The 21777-nt window shown below is 41.2% G+C and carries 23 protein-coding genes; 1 reads left to right on the forward strand and 22 read right to left on the reverse strand.

Annotated elements, in window-relative coordinates; all coding sequences use genetic code 11:
- Window positions 1-703, forward strand: a 703-nt coding sequence (locus tag J6O61_RS17920; RefSeq protein ID WP_292215682.1) for an IS110 family transposase, incomplete at its 5' end; no start/stop codon positions are given.
- Between the two features lie 130 nt (window positions 704-833).
- Here J6O61_RS17920 and J6O61_RS17925 read toward each other — a convergent pair.
- From J6O61_RS17925 to J6O61_RS18030, 22 genes are all read right to left on the reverse strand, one after another.
- Window positions 834-1160 carry a hypothetical protein gene (locus J6O61_RS17925; protein WP_292215683.1) on the reverse strand — a complete coding sequence of 109 codons (327 nt, stop codon included), beginning with the start codon at window positions 1158-1160 and terminating at the stop codon, window positions 834-836.
- 220 nt (window positions 1161-1380) lie between these two features.
- Window positions 1381-1515, reverse strand: a complete 135-nt coding sequence (locus tag J6O61_RS17930; RefSeq protein ID WP_292215684.1) for a hypothetical protein — start codon at window positions 1513-1515, stop codon at window positions 1381-1383.
- Window positions 1516-1733: 218 nt separating this feature from the next.
- Complete coding sequence (locus J6O61_RS17935) at window positions 1734-2186, reverse strand: alpha/beta fold hydrolase (protein ID WP_292215685.1); 453 nt, start codon at window positions 2184-2186, stop codon at window positions 1734-1736.
- A gap of 52 nt (window positions 2187-2238) precedes the next feature.
- Window positions 2239-2625: a hypothetical protein gene (locus J6O61_RS17940; RefSeq protein ID WP_292215686.1), complete on the reverse strand. Its 387-nt coding sequence runs from the start codon at window positions 2623-2625 to the stop codon at window positions 2239-2241.
- Between the two features lie 328 nt (window positions 2626-2953).
- On the reverse strand, window positions 2954-4132 hold the full coding sequence (locus J6O61_RS17945) for a dicarboxylate/amino acid:cation symporter (protein ID WP_292215687.1): 1179 nt from the start codon (window positions 4130-4132) through the stop codon (window positions 2954-2956).
- Window positions 4117-4530 carry a hypothetical protein gene (locus J6O61_RS17950; RefSeq protein ID WP_292215688.1) on the reverse strand — a complete coding sequence of 138 codons (414 nt, stop codon included), beginning with the start codon at window positions 4528-4530 and terminating at the stop codon, window positions 4117-4119. Before J6O61_RS17950 ends, J6O61_RS17945 begins: the two co-directional genes overlap by 16 nt.
- 13 nt (window positions 4531-4543) lie before the next feature.
- The gene (locus J6O61_RS17955; RefSeq protein WP_292215689.1) at window positions 4544-5365 is read right to left on the reverse strand and encodes a CPBP family intramembrane glutamic endopeptidase; all 822 of its coding nucleotides are present in this window, start codon (window positions 5363-5365) and stop codon (window positions 4544-4546) included.
- The gene (locus tag J6O61_RS17960; protein WP_292215690.1) at window positions 5362-6144 is read right to left on the reverse strand and encodes a PrsW family glutamic-type intramembrane protease; all 783 of its coding nucleotides are present in this window, start codon (window positions 6142-6144) and stop codon (window positions 5362-5364) included. Before J6O61_RS17960 ends, J6O61_RS17955 begins: the two co-directional genes overlap by 4 nt.
- Before the next feature lie 64 nt (window positions 6145-6208).
- Window positions 6209-8797, reverse strand: a complete 2589-nt coding sequence (locus J6O61_RS17965) for an NHLP bacteriocin export ABC transporter permease/ATPase subunit (RefSeq protein WP_292215691.1) — start codon at window positions 8795-8797, stop codon at window positions 6209-6211.
- Window positions 8798-10948 (reverse strand): NHLP family bacteriocin export ABC transporter peptidase/permease/ATPase subunit, encoded by a 2151-nt coding sequence (locus J6O61_RS17970; protein ID WP_292215692.1) that lies wholly within the window; start codon window positions 10946-10948, stop codon window positions 8798-8800.
- An 18-nt stretch (window positions 10949-10966) separates the two neighbouring features.
- Entirely contained in the window at window positions 10967-11773 is an 807-nt protein-coding gene (locus J6O61_RS17975) for an HlyD family efflux transporter periplasmic adaptor subunit (RefSeq protein WP_292215693.1), read from the reverse strand.
- A gap of 17 nt (window positions 11774-11790) precedes the next feature.
- Window positions 11791-13131 (reverse strand): saccharopine dehydrogenase NADP-binding domain-containing protein, encoded by a 1341-nt coding sequence (locus tag J6O61_RS17980; RefSeq protein ID WP_292215694.1) that lies wholly within the window; start codon window positions 13129-13131, stop codon window positions 11791-11793.
- 71 nt (window positions 13132-13202) lie between these two features.
- The gene (locus J6O61_RS17985) at window positions 13203-14099 is read right to left on the reverse strand and encodes a Hint domain-containing protein (RefSeq protein WP_292215695.1); all 897 of its coding nucleotides are present in this window, start codon (window positions 14097-14099) and stop codon (window positions 13203-13205) included.
- A 61-nt stretch (window positions 14100-14160) separates the two neighbouring features.
- Entirely contained in the window at window positions 14161-14871 is a 711-nt protein-coding gene (locus tag J6O61_RS17990; RefSeq protein ID WP_292215696.1) for a PrsW family glutamic-type intramembrane protease, read from the reverse strand.
- Window positions 14868-16274: a carbon starvation CstA family protein gene (locus J6O61_RS17995; protein WP_292215697.1), complete on the reverse strand. Its 1407-nt coding sequence runs from the start codon at window positions 16272-16274 to the stop codon at window positions 14868-14870. The genes J6O61_RS17990 and J6O61_RS17995 overlap by 4 nt, the downstream gene beginning before the upstream one ends.
- 297 nt (window positions 16275-16571) lie before the next feature.
- Window positions 16572-16874 (reverse strand): 4Fe-4S dicluster-binding protein, encoded by a 303-nt coding sequence (locus J6O61_RS18000; protein WP_292215698.1) that lies wholly within the window; start codon window positions 16872-16874, stop codon window positions 16572-16574.
- Window positions 16875-16908: 34 nt separating this feature from the next.
- On the reverse strand, window positions 16909-17985 hold the full coding sequence (gene preA / locus J6O61_RS18005) for an NAD-dependent dihydropyrimidine dehydrogenase subunit PreA (RefSeq protein ID WP_292215699.1): 1077 nt from the start codon (window positions 17983-17985) through the stop codon (window positions 16909-16911).
- Between the two features lie 331 nt (window positions 17986-18316).
- A complete protein-coding gene (gene xerA / locus J6O61_RS18010; protein ID WP_292215700.1) occupies window positions 18317-19285 on the reverse strand; it encodes a site-specific tyrosine recombinase/integron integrase in 969 nt (322 codons plus the stop codon).
- A 108-nt stretch (window positions 19286-19393) separates the two neighbouring features.
- A complete protein-coding gene (locus J6O61_RS18015) occupies window positions 19394-20050 on the reverse strand; it encodes a PIN domain-containing protein (RefSeq protein ID WP_292215701.1) in 657 nt (218 codons plus the stop codon).
- Window positions 20047-20868 (reverse strand): ImmA/IrrE family metallo-endopeptidase, encoded by an 822-nt coding sequence (locus tag J6O61_RS18020; protein WP_292215702.1) that lies wholly within the window; start codon window positions 20866-20868, stop codon window positions 20047-20049. The genes J6O61_RS18015 and J6O61_RS18020 overlap by 4 nt, the downstream gene beginning before the upstream one ends.
- A gap of 10 nt (window positions 20869-20878) precedes the next feature.
- The gene (locus tag J6O61_RS18025; protein WP_292215703.1) at window positions 20879-21214 is read right to left on the reverse strand and encodes a helix-turn-helix transcriptional regulator; all 336 of its coding nucleotides are present in this window, start codon (window positions 21212-21214) and stop codon (window positions 20879-20881) included.
- A gap of 275 nt (window positions 21215-21489) precedes the next feature.
- On the reverse strand, window positions 21490-21777 hold a 288-nt coding region (locus tag J6O61_RS18030; protein ID WP_292215704.1), incomplete at its 5' end, for a GNAT family N-acetyltransferase.

Genomic DNA, 21777 nt, shown 5'->3' on the forward strand with positions numbered 1-21777 from the left:
ACAGGAGAAGGTGTTCTCCGATAAATTCGGAGCTACAGCCTTAGCTGTCTACGAAGAGTTTGACTCCGCAGACACACTTGCCTACATGGACTTACATGAACTGACGGAATTCCTTCAGAAGAAAGGAAAACACCATTTTTCTGATCCGGAAGCCATCGCCAAAGCCATCCAAAAAGCTGCCCGATCATCCTATCGTTTGCCTAAAACGGTAAACGACTCTGTAAACCAAGTGCTTGCTATATCCATAAGCTCCATAAAAGCACTGGAGTCACAGATTAAGGAGTTTGATAAGGCCATTGCTAACCAAATGCAGTTGATTCCGAATACACTTACTTCGATCAAAGGAATCGGACCAGTATACTCTGCAGGAATAATCGCAGAAATTGGTGATATCAACCGCTTCCCGAGTCAGGAAAAGCTGGCAAAATATGCCGGACTTGCCTGGACTCAACATCAATCCGGTGGATTTGAGGCACAAAATACTCGTCTCATAAAAACCGGAAACCGTTTCTTAAAGTACTACCTGGGCGAAGCAGCCATGTCTCTTGTAAGATGCGATGCAGAGTACAGCCGCTTCTACCACCTCAAATATAATGAGGTGAATAAGTACCAGCATAAACGTGCACTTGCGTTAACTGCCCGTAAACTTGTGCGGTTAGTCTTTCGACTGCTGAAAGACAATCGTCTATACGTAGAAAGGTAACTCATCCCTGTAGATGAGGATTTTCCGTCTACGCCCGGCCATGTAATCCTCTTTTTTTACGCAGATCGGCGGGGCTTAGGTAGGTGTTTTTAACCTTTTGCGAATGACATAAAAATAATGCGAATTTTATTCATTCCTGGGTTGACATTTCACCGCTGGACTTTTCATCGTTACTTACCGTAGGATCCGGTCGCTCTTTCAGAACCGTATTGATCATGTTCTTCACATCTTTAAGTGAAAAAGCGCACGCTATGATCCTGTTCATTTCCTGCTCGCTAAAGTCATAAGCTTCGGGGAAGTATTTCACTACACAACCGCCCATCATATACTTGTGGCGATCCTGAGTCTTTCTGAGCTGCTCTTTCTCCTCACGCACCACCTTGGCAAGCTCCGCATTGGCTCGCTTCACCTTATCCAGTGCCCTCTGTTTTTTTGGTGAAATCTGTTGCTGTTCCATTTGTAAAATCTCCTTTCTTTGTTGTGCCGTTTCCGGCGATTTATGGATAAAAAAAGACGGGGACGAATAATCAGTTAAGATCGTTCGCCACCGTCTGTGGTAACAATATTCAGTTTTCTATGTCATATTAACTTCCGAGTTAATTGGCATGAACAATTTAAACACAATTCATAAAAATCTCCTTGCATGAACGGTATTACGCAATATGTTTCACTATATTTTACACCTCCTCCATAAAGAACTCATACATCTTGCTACGAAAATCCGGAGCAGTATCAAAAGAGGCATGGCCAAAGCCTATGTACATGTAAAGTCTAAAGTCTTTTTTGAAATCAAGCTTTTCAGCTATCTCCATAGTAGCATCAGAATCCAGCACCTCATCCTCAAATGAACCTGTGGCAAAAACAGGGCACTGTATTTCCTGTAATCTGTCTGTAACATTGAAATCTTTTGTTCCCGATGCAAGAATAATGAATCTCTGCAGTTCTTCGTCTGTTACTGTTTTGCTGATATCAATAAAATAATCCCTATACTGTTCAAATATAGAAGGTGGTTAAATCATCTCTCCAAATTTCAGATAAAGTCCCATCCTGTCTCCTTTTTAGCTAACTCTATCCATTCATCCAATGACTCATACTGCTCATCCTTTACATGTGAAGATGTTGAAGCCAGAGCCAGCTTTTTGACAAAATCCGGATTCTCGATTGTCATAGTCATTGCTATCATGCCACCCTGAGATGCTCCAAAAAGGTAGATATCAGAAATCCCTACCTGCCTGATTACCGCGGCAGTATCGCTCGCCATGTCATAGATGCTGTATTCTCTAGGGAGTTCTTTTCTCCGGTCAAATACGTAGATGGTAAAGTCCTCCTGCATCATCTGGAAGGCGTCTGACACAGCATCAGCAGAGTTCATGACACTTTGAACGCTTATCCCCGGCAGAATTACAAGCGTTTTCTCTCCTCTTCCAAACCTGAAGTAATCCATGGAATAATCTTCCATCATCACGGATTGTATCTCAATCATCAACGATTCCCCTTTGGTTTAATAGCTTTTTCGGCAACTAAATCTTCGTATCTCACGCAGCATCTTCATTTTCTTCTTCCGTATACTGCTCAGCCGCTCTTTTAATTGGAGCCGGATATATTTCCAGAAAATCATTCTTCATGGAAATGGGCACATATCCCTGTTCTTTGTACTGTGCAGATTTCTCTTCCCAGTTCTGTGTCCCCCATTCCCTTACATCGTCATCTGCCACGACCATATACGCCTGTGATCTGTATGGATTTCTTTTATCAAGCACATAGTTCATCATACCTGTATCGCTTCCGCTGTTTCCAAAAGCGAGCACAGGACGCTGTCCTATTTCTCTTTCAATCCAGATAGATTTATTGGCATTTAGATTTTTCTGGATAAATCCGCCGGTAAATACCAGTTCATCACCATCTGCGTATTTGTAATCCATATTTTCATGTGTTGACGTATACAATCCATCAGAACTTACCTGTTTTGCAAATTCCTGTGATCCGTTTTATTTCAAATCCTCACTTTCATAATGTACGTATTCTTAAATGAAAATCTAGAAATGCGCACTGGCTGCGCATTTCGTGAGAATGTGATACAGGAGTCAACCAAGCCCTATCGACATAGTCGATTCAAATTGGCTTGGTTGATACATTCTTGAATGTATCAATCAAGAATGTATACTTCTGTGTCTGTATAACATTTGGTTTTCCCGACTTGTCTGATATGGACGGGCCAATTCATAAAGCAGTGGTATCTTCATTTTGTACTTATCTTTTGCCCCTTATTTTGATCATATCAGCTTTCGTAGCTGCCATTAGTATTTCTTCCTGCAGACAAAAACCATTCATTGCGGGCAGGAGATATCCGAAGGTTGAAGCAACGATCACAGCCAGCGGCATCATGGACAAGTCCGTTCCACAGGCAGAAAACAGTATGGGCATGATAGCAAATGCAGACCCCGGAATTGGTGGTGCTGCTATTGCTACAACTATAGATACGAATATAATCTTAAAAATAGTCATTGGATCCGCAGGGCCATGTGACATGGTCCCAAGTACCCAAGTCATTGCTCCAAGCATTATTGCTCCATTTGGCATATATACAACGATTCCAAGCGGCAGACCAAAGTCCACAAGCTTCTCGTCGATCTTATACCCTTCTTTGCAGCATTTCATGCTTTCCGGCAAAGCACTGATCTGAGAACTCGTAGTCAGATTTATCATAAAGGATGGAATCTGCGGAGCAAAAATCTCTTTTAACGATCTACCAGTAACAATACGGGTTCTTATCATAACAATCAGGATGTTGATAATGCTGGCAATAAAAGAAATCAATAGAATACTTGATACTTTAGCTACCTCCGCAAGTCTGTCGCTTATGATCAGGTCGCAAATACCCAGGAAAACAAAAACCGGCAGAAGTTTGCATACAAGCATCATCATCTTATTTACTATTTCACCAACACCTGAAATGAATTCCTTTACCCTGTTCGCTTTATCTCCCAAAAGAAGCATTGCAACCCCGATAAAGATTGCCAGAACAATAACCTGGAGGTCGTTGTCTATCGCAAATGGAGATATCAAATTTTCAGGAATCATGTCAAGAACAAGGTTTAACAGATCCGTGAAGGCATCACTTTCAGATGACGAGTTTCCAAGCGCTGCCAGCCCCATTGGAATCCCCACAAGAACCATGATCGTCATTGCTATAAAATATGTAATCATCATCCGGCCTATTAGCCTGCCTCCAATTTTGCCAAAAGAGGCAGCATCCCCTATACCGCTGATTCCGGTTATTACTGCACAGAAAACTAAAGGAGTTGCTACCATAGAAAACAGGGTAGTTATTTTCTTAAATAGCAGTGAAACTGTGGAATTAAGGCAAGTAAAACCAGCATATCTGACAATGTTACCAACAATCAGGGCAAGTATTACTGCCGTAACCAACTGTATAAGAAGAGCATTCTTCCTTTTCCTGATCTGATAGGAAAGCGAATCGTGTTCAAACTCTGCTTTTCATGATATGTATATGAAGGGTTAAGATTCATATACCTGAGGAAATCAAAATATGGCGATTCCTCCGTATCCATCGGATTTTGCCTTAATCCTCTTTGCTGAATTGTGAACTTGATCGCATTTCTGGTTCTTATGCATTTAAATCTACAAGGCTCACCAGTACCATAACAATCTCTAAAACGAAGTAACACTTCTTCTGTGCCAAGCTTAACTTTTAAAGTTTCAGCATTATTTAATCCAAGCGCCTGCGCATAGATATCCTCCGCTTCTTCAGACCATTCATTTATCAGCTCATCAGTTAGACATGCTTTTTTATCAATGACAATCATGCGTATCCTCCTATCAGTCATTCAGATTCTTTATTAAAAGAGGCTTAAGCTTCTTGGGCCTTAAGATAAAAAGTGTCGACAAAAGATAGATTCCACCCAATACAAGAACGCCTAATCCAAAGCTTTTACCAGTCATCTTCTGCGGTGCGATAACATTCCCTAGGGCTGTGCCATTAAGTCTCCCCTGATTAATAAGTCCAATCAGGTCGTATAATCCATGGAGTATAATCATAAACCATAGATTCTTACCTACGCGGTAAAATACCGCACAGTAGTAAATACCGGCAAAAATGTTTATAATTGCCTGAAAAGCCACTGCCAAAAAGGATGCTCCACGAGTCAGATTGATCATATGTGTCAGACCAAAAACAGTCCCCGCACATACCATTGCAAGAAAAACATGCCTGAAGGAGTCTTCCCCAAAAACACAGTGAAACTGTCTTTGTATCAATCCCCTGAATATTGTTTCTTCGCAAAATCCTATCAGGATGCAGTGTCCGATAAGCAACAGCCATTGAAGCCCTGTTGCGCTTGAATCAATGAGGTTACCAAGGCCCATTACAAAGTAAAACAGCATCATTATAAAGAGAAGCCCGGCTGATGGCCATCCGCTTTTCATATGTGTCCTGTGGTTATTAAATATGTACATCTTTCTGAAAGCAAGAACGATCAAAAAAGCCAGGACAGCGAACACAGCTTCTGCCAGAAACGCCGAAAGGAAGGTATCTGAAACAACATCTTCAATCAATTTTGATGCAGCATGATATATGATCACTGATACCAGGGATGCTACAATTATCAGAATCAGTTCTTTTATATTTGCCTTCTCATTCATCCGTTAAGCCTCACATCCAAAGTCTTATTCTTATGCCATTTCCTGATTTTAAAGATAGACACAACAAACAGCACGCACATTACTACGATGCATACAAGTTCAAACGCAAGATAGCTATCGTTTTTCTGATAGGCAGTTACCGAAGAATCATAGATGGAATGGATTAACGAAGGAACCAATATCGCCAGAAAAGATAACAAGTTTTTATTCTCCACCTCGGCTTTTCCGTACAGATATCCCATTATGCTGCCAAACACAAAATGGAACGGGGTCAGAGCGCGCACAACAGCAATCGCTATGCCTCCATTAGAGAAAGTAATGTCCTCAAACAGCTGGAAGCCAAGGCCAACAAGCGCTCCCACAAGGACCATATCAAACCAGCTCTGTGCGGTATTATTCTTTTTCGCAGCCACCTTCATCATCAGCAATTTAAATAATTCTTCAAATAATCCGATGGTAATGAAAGTATTTGCGAAGATCCTGAGAAGTGAAAACTCCTGCTTATCAGAAATCGCCATGATCTGATATCCCAAATTATCTATACTTTGCCTATCCTGAATGGATATCGAAGTAAACGCCTCAGGTCCAATCTCAATGATTGCTCTGATAAGGGCAACCACATAGCCACAGACTGTAGCCAGAACCACAGCTATTGCTCCAAGCACAAGCGCCCTCACAATACTCCCCTTGGGAAAGGGATTGTCTTTCTTAAGTTTCTTTATCCATAACACCAGAATAACCGTAACCGGGATTGATAATATCACACTGATAATCTGCATATTCCCTCCTTTTAATCGTATCAAAATATTTACTAAAAAAGTTGCGCGCCTAAATCGCGTTGCGTTATGCTATCTGCCTGATGGCAAGCTTATAGAAAAGGCCTTTTTTCTCCATAAGCTCATTGTAACTGCCTTGTTCAACAATCCTTCCAGAGTCCATTACGATGATCCTGTCGCAGTTTACTATGGTTGACAGCCTGTGAGCAATCATTATCTTAGTGGCTTCAATGCACTCCAGAGTCTTTATTACCTGATTCTGGGTAACATTATCCAGGGCACTGGTTGCCTCATCAAGAAAGATGATCTTGGGTTTTCCGGCTATAGCTCTCGCTATAAGTATTCTTTGTATCTGTCCTCCTGAAAGGGTTCCACCCTCCTCATTTATGACCGTTTGAAGTCCCATGGGCATCTCCTCAATGTCTTTCTCCAGTCCCACCTGCCTGATAACCTCCTGTACACGATCTGCACTGCAATTTGGTGCCGTGATAGTTATGTTATCATAAATGTCACCACCTATAAGGCCTCCATCCTGAAGGACTACGCCAAACTTCTTTCTTAGTTCTCTCTTGTTCAGTTCATCTATATCCTGTCCATCGTAATAGATGCGACCCATCTGCGGTTTTTCAAATCCCATAAGCAACTTTAAAAGCGTCGATTTGCCACATCCTGATGCGCCTACTATTCCAATATACTCTCCACTCTTCACATGAAGATTGATACCGTTTAATGCATAGCTTTCTCCGCCATCATAGCTGAAGGAGACATTGTTAATTTCTATATCGCCCGTAAGATCTTCCGTTATCTTATCAGCTCCCCTATGCTCTGTCGGCGTCTCAAGAATAGGTCTTGCCAGTTCATAGAGCGGATAAACTTCATTTACCACGAAGATACTCTGGACAATTGCAAAGACAGCTCTGTAGAGTGCGCCAAACGCCGTCATAAATCCCATATAGGCACCGATACTAAGCCCCAACTCATTGTTTATCATCACTGAGAAAAAGATGATGGAAAACATAAGCTCCGATGCATCCTCTATGACTTCCGAAATAACAGTCAACCTCTCTTTGCTTAGATTTATGCGCCTTGATCTGATGAGCTTTTCAAGGTACTGGATAAGCGCACTATTTTCAGAAGAGCTAATCCTGACCTTCTCTATTGCGCTTATAAGCTGATACATAAGCGAGCCTGCTTGCTGATCCACCTCTGTTTTTTGTTTTTCGTATTTGATCTGGCATCGGCCTAAGGAAAGTGAGATTACCGCAGAAACTACAAGCATTATTACCGCATAACTTGTAAGGATTCCTGAATAATAGCTCATTCTTGAAAGGTACGCCAGTGAAAAAAACGCTGACAACAGACTCCCTATAAGTGTCTGCGAAATAATCGTATATATTTTGGATACACTCATCACCCTTATTCCGAGCACAGCCGCCTCATACCGTCTGATAAAGCTCTCAGGAAGTCCAAACACTCTGTCTATCATGGCACTTTGTACGGCATACTCCATTGTACTCATGGATCTGAACACCGCCAGATTTTTAACGATGGCAAAGGAAATGTTTCCCAAAACACAGGATAGCAGCACAAATCCGAATTGGAGACGCGCGCTGTAATCCCCAAGTGGGATGTAACTATCATATAGCTTCTCATTAAAAACAGGTATGAGAAGTCCTATCAAAACTCCCAGCATCGAAAAGACCACAATCCTCAGCGCATCGGACAAGCTCGCCTTTTGAAGCCCGAAACTGATCAATTTGTATATTGTAATCTTCTCGTCAGGAAATGGTCTGTAAAACATTACCGCATCATTTCTTAGATTCTCTGCAAAGTGCGCATCCACTTTGATGAATTCACCACTCTTGCAGTTGTATGCGAGGTACTTTCCGTTAAACCTTGGGAAAAGACATAACGGCGTACCAGTCTCCTTCATATATGCAATAAATGATCCGCACTGTTTCTTATACCACTTATCCGGCAGTGATATCTTTCTTATTGTAAATCTTGATACTCTTGCGATGTCCTCAAGGGCAAATCGGTTTCCTGAGCTCTTTACAATCCTTTCCTTTGATGCAATTTCTATTTTTTCCTTCCCGCACAAAAACGCCGCACAATCATATATGATGTTTCCTGTGGGTGCCGAATCATCATAGTTCTCTCCTTTACTGTTCGCAAACACATTCTTTATCATTTCAAGCGAATTGACATTTGTATCTTCCGTCTTTTTTTGTAATTTATAGATAGAGCCTTCTTCTTTTACAGTGTTCAGATTATAAAGCTCTATAATCTCGCTTTCAAATTCAGAAACATCTGATAGCGAAAGACCTATTTCTTTAGCAAAGTGCATCTTTTCACTTACAAGCGCATCCTCTTTAGCCTCTATCACTTCAAAATCGGCTTCATCCAGCGCTACAAGAGCAAATCGCCATGACGATCCATCAGTCATATCACATGATAATCCGGGCACAAGTAATCCTTTGGAAAACTCCGCAAGAAACAGCCTTCTCCCCAGTTTACTATCCGAGCAGGGAAGAATGTACAAAAGCACTGTTCCCTTCAGTACCCTGTATAGCACATGAGAACTGGTTGTTACATAAACTTCTCCGCCCTTAATATGTAGTTTTTTACCAACCTTATCCTGCATATTTTTTACCATCTACGCTTCATTCTGAATAAGATGCTTATAATATCCTTCAGTGTCTGCAAGTTCTTTATGTCTTCCACGCTGTACAATCTCCCCATGTTCCATGACTATAATCTCATCACAGTCACGAATTGCAGAGAGGCGATGTGCCACAACTATACAGGTGCATCCTCTACGCTTTATGTTGTCCATAATCTTTTTTTCAGTTATCGGATCAAGTGCACTGGTTGCTTCATCCATTATCAGTATGCTGGGATTTATAGCTAACGCTCTTGCTATCTCAAGACGCTGCTTCTGTCCCCCGGAGAAGTTGGCACCATTCTCAAGCACCCTGGAATCATAAGCCCCGGGTCTTGCTGTGATCACATCGTGAATACATGCATCCTTTGCTGCCTTTATTATATCGGTTTCAGGTATGTCCTTATTCCACATTGTCAGATTGTCTCTGACAGTTCCAGCAAAAAGAGCTATCTCCTGACTTACTGCTGAAATACTGCCAGACAAAACTTCCGCCGGAATATCCTCAACCCTTACACCATCTATTGAATAGTCTCCGCTCCATTGGCGGAATAATCCGCCACATATTTTTGATATGGTCGATTTTCCGCTTCCTGATTTTCCCACAAAGGCAATGGACGTTCCGCAGGAAATACTAAAGCAAAAATCCTTAATAAAAGGAGGCTCCAGTATGCTGTATCCAAAAGAAATACCAGAAAGCTCTATATTTCCTTCGAGCTTTGTTTTCATATTTTCTTTTATTGAATTCTTAAACTTTGAATCCTCCTCGTATTTCATGACATCTTCAACACGGCGCATATCTGCTTTTGCCGTCTGAATGGTCGTGACAAAACCCGCCAGTTCATTTACAGGTTCAATAAACTCGCCAAAGAGGCTGCAGAAAGCCACCAACATTCCTTCTGTCATGGCTCCACGGATAATAAGAATGCCCCCAAGAATAAGAATAACTAAGGACGAAAACTGTTCACCAACGTCGGGAATTACATTTAAAATCTCTTGGCGTTTTCCGAGTTTTTGCTCAGTCAAAATGCAATTTGCATAATAGCCCTGAAGCCTTCCTGCATATTCTCCTTCTGTACCTGAAGCTTTCAGCGCATTAGAAACCTTTATACCGGCAAAAACTCTACCCAAAAGTTTTCCTTCATCCTGCTGCTTTCTTACAGCAATATCTTCAATGGCATTTGAAAATTTTTTTGTGAGGAACATATTAAACAGCATGATCACAAGGCCTGCAGCTGTAAGAACCGGGCTGTACACCAAAAGAAGTATCAAATAGAAAAAGGCCACCATCAGATTCAGAATTGTTTCTGCCACTTCGCTTGTAAGGAATTCGCTGACATTATTATTGTTTTCAACTCTACTGGACAAGTCGCCGACATATCTTTGACTGAAAAAGTTTATTGGAAGTCTTAAGAGATGAGAAATAAACCCATGGGCAGAGATTAGTGAGAGTTTATTCTGGAGTTTAAGCATCAAGATTCCCCTGTAATAGCTAAGAAGGAGTCTGAATATAAGCGTAGATAACATAGCGGTGATAAGTCCATAGATCCAGCTGTAATTTCCTTCAACCAAAATCCCATCGATAAAGACTTGGGAAAACGCTGGTATTGCAAGTCCCGGAAACACCAGTAAAAGCCCCATTACCACCAATCCAAGTATTGGCTGCAATTGGCCCTTAAGGCGTTCTATAGCAAAAGAAAGGAGGGATTTTGTTTTCCCAGAAGGCACAAACTCCGGCGTCTTTAAAAAGGTAAGAACAACCCCCGTAAATCCATCACTTAACTCATCAATCGTCAGTTTCTTTCTTCCTTCTGCAGGATCATTAATATAATAGTACTTTCCCTTTACTCCCTCAAAAACAACAAAATGATTAAAGCCCCAATGCAAAATACTCGGGACCGAAAGCTCTAAGAGACCACTGACCTCTTTCCTATATCCATGAGCCTCAAGGCCAAATTTCCGTGCTGCAATAAGAATATTCCTGGCATTGCTACCATTTCTGGAAACACCGCATTCTATTCGCATCTGCTCCAAAGGTACATGTTTTCCATAATACCCAAGTATCATAGATAAGGCTGCAGCACCGCACTCAGTAGCTTCCATCTGAAACACGGTTGGCATCTTGGCATACGCGCGCTTTATCATCACCTGCATCCTCGCTTATCAGTAGCCTGTCTGTAACACCAGTTCAATTGGTCTTTTTTCCATAACGGCTATATCCGCAGAAACCATTGTTCCGTTAACCATATCTATTGCAGCGCCCTTGCTGTTTGACCACCAGTACCCGTTTGAAGTTGCCGCATCTTTTTCCAGTTCCAGCCTTACTTCAACAACCGGTCCTTCTTCAAGGAAAGCATCAGCCAAAGAAATGACTCCAACCTGATTAATAATCTCCGCTCTTGATGTAACATAATTATCAACATACACCACTGTGCCTTTCATGTGACCATATTCCTGTTTGTTTACTGTACTTGGATAAATAAAAGCTTTCATTCCAACTTTTATTTTTCTGCCATCATTCACTGGAACATAGCACACAACCACGTTATCATTCAGATCTCCCATCGCCACCCTTGCAATATAGTCTCCGGCCGCAATCATCTGCCCCTCTACCACAGCAAGCTCCGTAACAGTTCCCTCCAGTGTTGAAAAGACTTTTTCGCCCGTTGAAAGAAAAGCAATCACTTCACCTTTTCTTACATAATCTCCTGTATCTACAGCAATCTTTTCCACAATTCCGTTCATCTCAGAATAAACTGAATGAACCCCTTCCCGGTTCATAAAAATACCGTCTGCAGAAATATTCTCATGTATTCTTCCAAATATGGACCACACAAATACCATTACTATTATTCCCGCCACGCCAAGCATTGCAATCCAAAATGAAGGTGATATGATCACTATCGCCTTATCAAGATTTTCTCTGCTGGAAATTCTATCAAGTGCTGTTTTTCTAAAGATTTCTGCCATAAGCTACTCCAAAAAAATCATCCCACATTACGTTCTGTTTCGTCCTGTATCCTGTTGACTACAACAGGAAGCCATGGTGATATGCCGGAAAGAATTTCATCAACATCCAGATACTCTGGGAACAGCACCCCTTTGTCAGGATGGTTTTGCATATACTTTATCGCAGCAAAAACCGACGCCGACACCAAAAGAACTGTAGGGGTATCGTCCCTGTTTTTATCAAGATAGAGCTCTGTACCTACGTAGATCGGATTAAAATTCTTACCTTCTACGCATATACCTATGATCTCTCCACCCGAAAGCATACGATCCCTGGTGATGAGTCTTGCCCTTATATTGTCTTCATGATAAACAGAGCTAAGAGCAATCTCACATGGATGATACACAAACATAACAGTAGGCGCGTAGGTTATTTCACCTTCATCATCTCTGACCGTATAATAATCATGAATGGAAAAGACCTCTTCATGAGCATCAACACAGCCTTCAACATACCTTCCCTTGACATATCCACCGGTCTTTACATATTTACCGGAGATATCAAGAACCAGGGTCCCGTCCGCTTTATTGTAGTAGTAGATTTTATCAGCAGAGACTCCTATTCTTTTTAAATGCTCACTTAAAGTCTCCTCACTACCGAGTTTCTGAATTGTCCTGTCATTCATTTCTCCCTGGAAATCTGCAACGCTCCAGGTAGAATATGCCGTATCATCGTATTCGCTGTAATCAGACTTTGCTGTATCAAGATCTGTTTCCACAAAGGATGTAACCTGAAGTTGCCTGGCCAGGTCTGCATAATTATCGGCAGCAATCAGTTTTTTTAGGTTATCTCTGTTTTCTAAGACAAAAGGCGCATCATCATTCTCAACAATTTCAATAAGAGCTTTTTTAGTCAGCACACTGATAAGTCCTGGATTGGAGCCAAACTGAAGAATCGATGTGGCCTGCCCGTTTGTTTTCTCCGTGAGCTCTTTATACTCGTAAAAATGAGTCCTGTAACGAAACGGTTCATTAAAAGGCTGGTCATGAAAGGTATCATCGGTTGTGCACAGAAAATGAATTCCTCTCTTGGCACACTCTTTTGCCAGCGTGAGGTTATCGTTGCCAACCGCGAGATATATAAGAAAATCACCGCGATTTAAGTTATCAAGAATCTCTGTATAAGAATGTGAATCCATCTCAAATAGAAAGAAGTTCTCTATTTTCCCACCCTTTCCTTCAAAATATCTGAAAGTCTTTCTGCTTCTGTCCACAATAAGAATATCGTCTATGGAAAAGAGCTCTTCCTGTAGGATGAGGTTTAAAAGAGATTTTCCAACTCCCCCAAATCCAAAAACCATTATTTTAGCATTGATCATAAGCTGTCTGTTGCCCCCTCTTTAAAGACAAAGGAAATACCTTCCGGTATCTCCTTTGAATATGTTTGCCGTTAGTTTCCAAAGCCTTCCGCTGCAACACCACTGATAAACATAATATTATTTCCAGCCATAACAAGATCATAGACGGGAACTTTCTTACCTGTTTCAACAATATCTGTGATCTTAGTAACGCCATCAATAGTTACCACATTACGACCATTATGCTGCCATATATCATGTTTTCTTCTTCCATCGAAGAAAAACTGGGTTGAAGTGGTATTCCATACACTGCCGTCTTCAAAGTGTACCTCAACAACCTTTCTCTCAGCACTGGTTTTTTCAAGGACTTTAGTCTCCACCCTATTCCCAGCCTCATCTAGGCTGTAAACAGCATCGCCTTTACATATGTCCTTGATAGGTTTCTCACCAAGAGGTGTCTCAACCATTGATTCTGCAGTAAAGCAAGCCACAATGGGTAGTATTACTTTTACCCACTTTTTAAGAATAGCATCCCAGATAAGATTCTCTTCATTTTTAGGACCTGCCCCACCTGCAACAGCCATAAGTTCATCATCAGAAAGCTCATCTCCCTCGAGGTCTACGCCTTCAAAGCTCTTGAAAAAGGGCTTTCCGCCATATTCAAGAATATCCACGAAGTCTTCGAAAGGAATGGAATCTCCCGCAACCTCTTTAACTGCGTCATAGGCCTTTTGCCTGTCAGCGTCAAAAATTCTATTAAAAAGATTTTCGTCAGCACCAGCCTTTACGGCAAGCTTAAAAACCGCCGCAAGATATGGTGCATCTTGCGCATGATACTCCTTAAGTTCTTCCATTGTCAGTCCCGGAACATACTCCTGGGCATCCTTTAAAACATCCTCTTCCCACTTGTCAGAGTAAAACTCATATAAGAATTCAACATCCTCATAAATTGCTATTCTAAGCTCATCTACTATTTCCTGCTTCAGCATACAATACCTCCTTCTAAAAAAAACTTCCAAATCTGTATTTTCGTTTATATTTTACCATATTTCAGGATACGCTAATAAAAGTGTTTGAGTACTTTGTATTGTTTCGTGCCTTTATTGTAAAAAACACAAAAGAGATCGTTAAAACAAGACTCAATGCAGCAAGGGCAATCGCTGAGAACATAATTACATAATCAGTATCTCCAGCATCAAACTCAATACAAAAATCATAGCTTCCATGTATTATCCAGGGAATCAAAAATGCCGGAATATATAATAGCCTGTTGCCTTTCTTTTTTGCTTTCCCAATAAAGTATCCCATAATAAATCCAAAACCCAAATGAGGACATGTGACCCCTCTTAGTATTATTTCCATTGGGCTTGCTCCTACTGCATATATCGCACTTTCCAAGATATCAAAGCCTATGGCGACTATCACCATGCAGATAATGAAATCAAGCCACGAAAAGCTTTTATCCTGTTTTTTTAGAAGTCTTTCAAACATAAAGGCTTTCGATAATTCTTCAGGAAGCGCCAGTGCAAAGAAAGTATAGAAAAAAGTTTTGGCCATACTCTCATCCTTAAATGCGACCCGTTGAATTATCAAAAACAGTGCTCCTATTATTACGGCTGGAATAACAGACTTCAAGCCACTTATCAGAGCATTTTTAGCCATAATCCTATGCTCGTCATCTCTAAACACCTTCTTTTTAATCCAGAAATAAATCAGAATTACAGGAATAATACTAATTGGATAAAGAATGATACTGATCATAAGCCTCTCCTTTTTTGAAACAGATAATAAGCAAACAGAAGTATTGCGGCTGCAATCCCAATGGGATAGCTTATAGCACTATTCAGGCTAAAGCCCTCATCTGCCATAAGTATGTAAGTTACACTCACAGCAGTCATAAAAGTTGCAGGAAGTGCTGTAAGAAGGCTGTATGTCTTTCTTTTACCTGCTTTCAACAAATATGCTGTGGCAACCCATAGTGAGATCATGGCCAGTGTCTGATTACTCCAGGAGAAATATCTCCAGAGAACATTAAAATTAAGCTGAGTAAGCAGCGCTCCCAGCCCCAGCAAAGGAATAGTAATAATAAGGCGGTTTCGTATCTTCTTTTGATCAAGCCTTGTTATCTCAGCAAGTATCAGTCTTGCAGAACGAAACGCTGTATCCCCTGATGTTATTGGACATGCGATCACTCCCACGATTGCAAGGATTCCTCCGACAGGCCCAAGCATTCCTGTTGAAATATCATATACAGCCCCGGACTGTCCCATATCTGTAATGGCGCCATAAAGCCCTCCTGTGGTCCCATAGAAAACCACGCCGCCTGCAGCCCAGACAAGGGCAATCACAGATTCCGACAGCATAGCTCCATAGAAGATCTTTCGTCCAAGTTTTTCGGATGTAATGCACTTTGCCACCATCGGAGACTGGGTTGCATGAAAACCTGATATAGCCCCGCAGGCCACTGTAACAAACATAAATGGCCAGACAGAAAGCCCCTGGGGATGCATATTCTGAAGCGTAATCTCAGGAACGCTATAGCCTCCCACAATAATTCCGCCCATAATGCCTAAAGCCATTATGATCAGCACTGCTCCAAAAATTGGGTATAGTTTACCGATTATCTTGTCTATCGGAAGCAGTGTTGCCAGCACGTAGTATAAAAGGATCACAACAATCCAGAATGTATTGCTCAGAGAATTCGGAGTCAGCCTGGAAAGAAGCGCCGCCGGCGATGTAACAAACACCGTGCCTGTAAAAAGAAGCAGAACAACTGAAAAGATACGCATTCCCCATTTAGCTGCTTTGCCCAAATAAATGCCGCTTAATTCTGCTATTGATGCACCATCATGTCTCTCAGAGATCATTCCGCTCATGTAGTCATGAACGCCACCGCCCAGGACTGAGCCAAAGATTATCCATAGGAAGACCACCGGCCCAAAGCATGCCCCCATAAGGGCTCCAAAGATAGGTCCTGTCCCGGCAATGTTAAGAAGCTGAACAAGAAAAGCCTTCCAGGTAGGCATGGGAATGAAATCTACTCCGTCCTGTTTTGAATAGGCAGGTGTTTTTCTCTCATCCGGAGCAAATATACTTTCCCCCACTCTTCCATAAATAAAATATCCTGCCATCAACACTGCAAAAGCCAGAAGTAAAGAAATCATATATGTGCATTCTCCTTAAACATAAAGATTTAAACCGTCAATACAGTTTTGCACTATCGTTTCCGCATCATTCTCCTGTAAATCAAGGCCAGTCGCTTTTATCAGCTCCATGTCCATTATTCACAAATCACGTTCTCCGCCAGGATCACCTGGGTTTTGGCAACCTGTGTTTTGGAAGTCTCTTAGGGAATGGGCCTTCCACAATATATGCTAATGACTCAATATAGTCAGCTATTTCACCTCCAGTCCATCTGTGTCGATACTGTACTTCATAGTTTCACCCTTCCTGACAACAGTTCATTTAGTATCAGCCGTTCTGTTAATTCTCTTTTTGCCTGCCATAATTGCATCCCCCGGGCATACAAGTCTGCAAAGATGACAGCCCACACATTTACTTCCGTTAAGCTTTGGTTTCCTGTCATCGAACCTTATTGCCTGATGTCCACCGTCATTACAGGAGATAACACATCTTCCGCATCCGTTACATTTATCAAGATCAAATGCAGGGAAAAGAACTGAGTCCCTCTCCAGCACATCCGTTGTATCGCTTACGCTGTCAAGAGCTGCTCCGATAATATCCTTAACAGACTTTATTCCCATCTGAGCAAGATAATAGTTAAGACCATCCTTCAGGTCATTGATTATTCTGTAGCCATACTGCTGTAGTTATCTGGATCGAACAAGATCCCATGAGAATGAATTCAAGGGCATCCCTCCAGGTCTCTATTCCGTCCATTCCGCTTATATGCATACCCTTAAGCTTTGAATTCTGTCCAATCTCAGCTATAAACCGTAACGCTATGGGTTTTACAGCATTTCCGCTGTAACCACCGACTGCTGATTGTCCCTTTACAGCCGGGGCTGAAACATAGGTATATGGGCTTACTCCCACAATGCTTTTGATAGTATTTATCGCAGCAATCCCATCTGCACCGCCCCTGAGAGCAGCCTCTGCTGCGGGGCTCATGGTGGCGACATTAGGTGTCAGCTTAGCCAGGATCGGGATTGTAGTACCCCTTTTGGCTGCTCTTGTAAACCTTTCAACTAGTTCAGGAACCTTCCCTATATCCGAGCCAAGGCCGTCTTCCTGCATATTGGGGCATGAGAAATTAAGTTCTATGGCATCCGCTCCGTTTTCTTCACAGAGCCCAGAGAGTGACTCCCACTCAGCCTCATCCTGTCCCATTATTGATGCGAGTATGAACTTGGTGGGATAGTTCTTTTTAAGTTTCCTGAATATTTCCATGTTTTCAGCAACGCTGTGATCCGAGAGTTGCTCGATATTCTTAAAACCGATGATGCTCCCGTTATCGCCCTTTATAGCAGAAAATCTCGGGGACGCTTCATGGATATCCAGTGAACAGATAGTTTTAAAACAAGCCCCTGACCACCCTGCTTCAAAGGCTCTAGCACACATATCATAAGTAGAAGCAACTACAGAAGACGACAGTAAGAATGGATTCTCAAGCGGTACGCCGCACAGGTCACATTTAAGCCTTTCTTCATCATCCGGCATGTGGATTTCTGCCTCAGGCCTGACCTTTTCATATAGTTCATTCATCAGCTGCCTTATCGGAACTCTTCCACTGTTCACGCATGCTTTTTCACAGAATGCATCGCAGTCTACACATACATTTTTATCAGGAAGCCTCATAGCTGCCACATCCTGATCATCGAACCATATCCCTAAAAGAGCCCTGGCAGGATCCATGGCAGGACATACACTGCTTCAGGGCGCATCTTTACATAATGCGCAAGTTATCATGTCACGCCTGTTTATAACTGGTTTAATCAGCATACAGCCTCCCACACAAACAGCCCTCGCCAAGCTTTTGGCTAAAATGCTATGTTTCACACACTTTTCTACGTTACATCACTATATACATTTTATCATTTACCGTTTATTTCTTTTATAAAAAATGTATAAAGATGCGCATATACATCTTTTGAGACCCCCAAAAAAACTACATCCAAGTAGCATTTTCCTCCACTTAGATGTAGTCAACTTTTCTCAGTTTCATAAAGATGTATTAGTTCTGCCTTTACCCAAGGTATTTCTTATGAGCACTTTTTACATTGCTCTGCTTAACCATAGCGTACTGCATGGTCGTATCAATTTTCTCGTGTCCCAAAAGCTGCTGCACCTGCTCAACAGGCATTCCTCTGTCAATCGCGGTCGTTGCCATGGTGCGGCGAAATTTATGCGGATGTACATGATTAACATTACTAACAATACCCATTTTGCGAAGCATAGACTCTACCCCGCCAGCCTGTAATCTTGCATGAGGACTCTTTGTGCTGACAAAAAGTGCCGGCTCATTATCTGTTCTCGAATCCAAATATTTCTTCAGATGGATCTTGGCCTTGGCATCAAAATATACGACTCTCTCTTTGTCTCCTTTACCAAGAACAACGCACTCACGCTCCTCAAAGTCAACATCATCGATATCAAGATGGACAAGCTCTCCGACACGTATTCCTGTAGAGTTCAGAAAATCAATGATTGCCAGATTCCTGAGAACCTTACAGTCATCACGAAGCTTTTCGATATCTTCATCATCATATGTATCCTTAACAACTACCGAGGTTTTTATCTTATGGATACGTCTAAGCGGACTCTTGAATATGTAGTTTTCATCCTCAAGCCAGGTGAAAAAGCTGGAAAGATTACGTCTGACATTATCAACAGTAGCTTTACATGCCCCATTCTGTTCCCAATATTCAGACAGATACTTTCTGATATCATCGGTGTTCATAACACAGACATTCTTTTCACTCTTGGAAAGCATCTTCTCAATATTAAAACGATAGAGGGCAAGAGTCTTTTCTGAACGACCTTCCAGCCGTTTATTCGACAAGAACATTTCCAAAAGTTCCTGCGAACTTTTATCAGAAATTATCCCATCCTTCTGTAACGCCTCCTCCAAAACTATTTTCAGTTTAATCATCTGGCTGTTATCCAGATAATCTGCCATCCTCCGTAAGATTGCATTAACAGCTTCTTCGTTCATAGGCACGTACCTCCTTAAGCTTAATTGAAGATACATGTTATGAGAAAAGTCAATTCTTAAAAATCCATATTTATCGTGAATTATTTAAGGTTCTTTCTTATCGAATAGCTAGATCAGTTTTGACAATGCGATGAGTTTTTTCTTAATACTTATCCCATGATCAGTGGCTAAACGATGTATCCATATTTTATCCTCTTCACGATAAGTTTCCTTCAGAAACCTTTTAACAAACTTGGTGATCTGACTGCGAAAAGCCCAGTTTAGCCCAGACGCATCATTGATAGAATCAAAGTCCCTTACTGTTTGGTATTCATCTGCATCACCCAACAGATATCTCAGTATCAGAATATCTGCAAAAGTAAAAGGCATAACCTCATCTTCAAACTGTAGCAATGACATGTATGGTCCACCTTGTTTGGTATCATCAGTCACCAGCGCATAAGCGCCAATAGTCTGCGCAAGAGAAATTGCATATACTTCCCCAAGGTCACCTTTACCGTACAGACAACGGTTTTCATTTACATTTCTCTGGAAAATACTGAAAACAGCCTGTTCTTTTAAATACGTATCCGTGTATAACTCAATTCTTCCTGCTTTTATGTCTTCATCAACTTTTTCAAGGATATCCTGACCATGGTTATTTAGCTCTATATTCCTGATCTGTTCATAGATAAAGACTCCTTCATCAAAGAATTCAAACAGAATATCCTGTAATCCAGCCTTGTAAAAGTGTATGATAGCATTTGTATCTAAAGAGGCTCTCAATCTTCCAAACCTCCCAACAATTCTTCCAGATTATCATCTTCTTCCATATCAGTAGCAGAGATTCTATCGCTGACGTCATCAAGGGATAGCTGATAACAGTCCAGTACTTTTTCCAATGTCTCCTTTGGAATGGCATTATGATTATAATTGTAGATCACATAATCAATGTATTCATAGGGAATCCCAATCTCATTGCTTGGCAGATTCAATCTGATATTTCCGGATGCACTTCGTAATAGATTGCCAACTTTTTTCTCAGTCTTTTCATTATCAATCCTTAGCTTCTGATTAGCATCGATCTTACCGAGACTCTCAAGCCTGTTCAGAGCCATGTCAAAGCTGACACTGAATTCAGACATGATTCTGGCTATATCCATAGCAGATAAAATACCATTTTCATAATCTGATATCTCCAGGTCAAGAAATCTTGATACATCATCTGTAGGCATAAGCAGACATGCTGCAAAGTAGTTAGCCTCTTGTTCCTTCTCATCCTGGTTACCGTCAGCAATCGTTACATTATCATCAATAAATGAACTATTACCATTTAAGTGCAGTACAACATGCCCTATTTCATGCGCCAAAGTGAAGATTTCTCTTGAAAGTCTGCTTGAAGAGTTAGTGAAGATCACGACATCTTCATCCTTTTTTGTGGCAAAGCCAAGGTCAGCACTCTCCCCAAGCGGATAACGAAGAAGCTTATACCCGCACCTGTCACATTCCCTAAACAGATCCATAATACCGTAGCGGCTTATCTTACACTTTTCCCTGAAGGAATCTGCTTTAATACGAATTTCTCTTTTCCTACTTTCCTGCATATAAGCCCCCTCAGTCCATTTCTCTCTGACGAAGCCTGTTATACATATGCTTATTAGCATAGAATAAATCCAGCATATCAAAGATTTTCTCGGAGGAAGCACCCTCATCCGCACCGATTCGGAATGCAACATCAGGTGTTTCATCAAGAACTCTTGTGATATCTCCAACAGTCACGTTCAGAACCCCTGCTATCTTTGAAAGAATATCCAGAGTAATGCTATTATTACCACTTTCAATCCTGGCATATTTCTGTCTGCTCACGCCTATACGATCAGAAACCTGCTCCTGCGTAAAATTGTTTGCTATTCTCAATGCCTTTATTCGGCTTCCTAACATTTTATTCATGATAGAACCCTCCATTTCCAACTATATTTTATCATTGTTCAAAACATTTTCAATGTCTTATGTTACAATTTTATAACATTTTCATTTTTATATGTTATACAAAGAATATAAAAGCCATAATATACAAATTAAAAAATAACATAGATAAATGTCCCTTTCACATCTTCCATGCCATTTTGTTTGAATTATCTGATAATTTGAGCAATCTTCAATTGCGACATTTGTTTTCTCAATTATCCTGAAAGATAATATCTCTACAAACTGGAAGTAGTAGCTCATTTCCATTCTTGACTAAGGATTCGCATCATTATAAAATCGCTGTACTCATCGTTATAATAATATGCCTCTTCCAAAATACCTTCCTGCTTGAAACCGATTTTCTTATAGAATTCCAGTGCATCTATATTCAATCCTACCACTCCGATTGAGATACGATGCATTTCATATTCATGAAATGCCATGTCCAACATGATTCGGATTGCTTCTGAACCATATCCTTTACGCTGCATTTTAGGGTCCGGAATAATAATCGTAAAATCGGTTTGGTGCCACGCTGGAAACAT

The sequence above is a fragment of the Butyrivibrio sp. genome (genome assembly GCF_017635265.1).
Classification (GTDB): domain Bacteria; phylum Bacillota; class Clostridia; order Lachnospirales; family Lachnospiraceae; genus Butyrivibrio.

Coding starts and splice junctions, on each gene's coding strand:
- xerA (WP_292215700.1), bottom strand. CDS start 19,285: ATGAACGAAGAAGCTGTTAATGCAATCTTACGGAGGATGGCAGATTAT.
- J6O61_RS17960 (WP_292215690.1), bottom strand. CDS start 6,144: ATGCAGATTATCAGTGTGATATTATCAATCCCGGTTACGGTTATTCTG.
- preA (WP_292215699.1), bottom strand. CDS start 17,985: ATGGATCCTGCCAGGGCTCTTTTAGGGATATGGTTCGATGATCAGGAT.
- J6O61_RS18000 (WP_292215698.1), bottom strand. CDS start 16,874: ATGGGAATAAAGTCTGTTAAGGATATTATCGGAGCAGCTCTTGACAGC.
- J6O61_RS17955 (WP_292215689.1), bottom strand. CDS start 5,365: ATGAATGAGAAGGCAAATATAAAAGAACTGATTCTGATAATTGTAGCA.
- J6O61_RS17930 (WP_292215684.1), bottom strand. CDS start 1,515: ATGGAGATAGCTGAAAAGCTTGATTTCAAAAAAGACTTTAGACTTTAC.
- J6O61_RS18020 (WP_292215702.1), bottom strand. CDS start 20,868: ATGCAGGAAAGTAGGAAAAGAGAAATTCGTATTAAAGCAGATTCCTTC.
- J6O61_RS17975 (WP_292215693.1), bottom strand. CDS start 11,773: ATGGCAGAAATCTTTAGAAAAACAGCACTTGATAGAATTTCCAGCAGA.
- J6O61_RS17995 (WP_292215697.1), bottom strand. CDS start 16,274: ATGATTTCTTTACTTCTGGCTTTTGCAGTGTTGATGGCAGGATATTTT.
- J6O61_RS17990 (WP_292215696.1), bottom strand. CDS start 14,871: ATGATCAGTATCATTCTTTATCCAATTAGTATTATTCCTGTAATTCTG.
- J6O61_RS17970 (WP_292215692.1), bottom strand. CDS start 10,948: ATGATAAAGCGCGCGTATGCCAAGATGCCAACCGTGTTTCAGATGGAA.
- J6O61_RS17950 (WP_292215688.1), bottom strand. CDS start 4,530: ATGATTGTCATTGATAAAAAAGCATGTCTAACTGATGAGCTGATAAAT.
- J6O61_RS17985 (WP_292215695.1), bottom strand. CDS start 14,099: ATGCTGAAGCAGGAAATAGTAGATGAGCTTAGAATAGCAATTTATGAG.
- J6O61_RS17940 (WP_292215686.1), bottom strand. CDS start 2,625: ATGGATTACAAATACGCAGATGGTGATGAACTGGTATTTACCGGCGGA.
- J6O61_RS17935 (WP_292215685.1), bottom strand. CDS start 2,186: ATGATTGAGATACAATCCGTGATGATGGAAGATTATTCCATGGATTAC.
- J6O61_RS18025 (WP_292215703.1), bottom strand. CDS start 21,214: ATGAATAAAATGTTAGGAAGCCGAATAAAGGCATTGAGAATAGCAAAC.
- J6O61_RS17925 (WP_292215683.1), bottom strand. CDS start 1,160: ATGGAACAGCAACAGATTTCACCAAAAAAACAGAGGGCACTGGATAAG.
- J6O61_RS17980 (WP_292215694.1), bottom strand. CDS start 13,131: ATGATCAATGCTAAAATAATGGTTTTTGGATTTGGGGGAGTTGGAAAA.
- J6O61_RS17965 (WP_292215691.1), bottom strand. CDS start 8,797: ATGGTAAAAAATATGCAGGATAAGGTTGGTAAAAAACTACATATTAAG.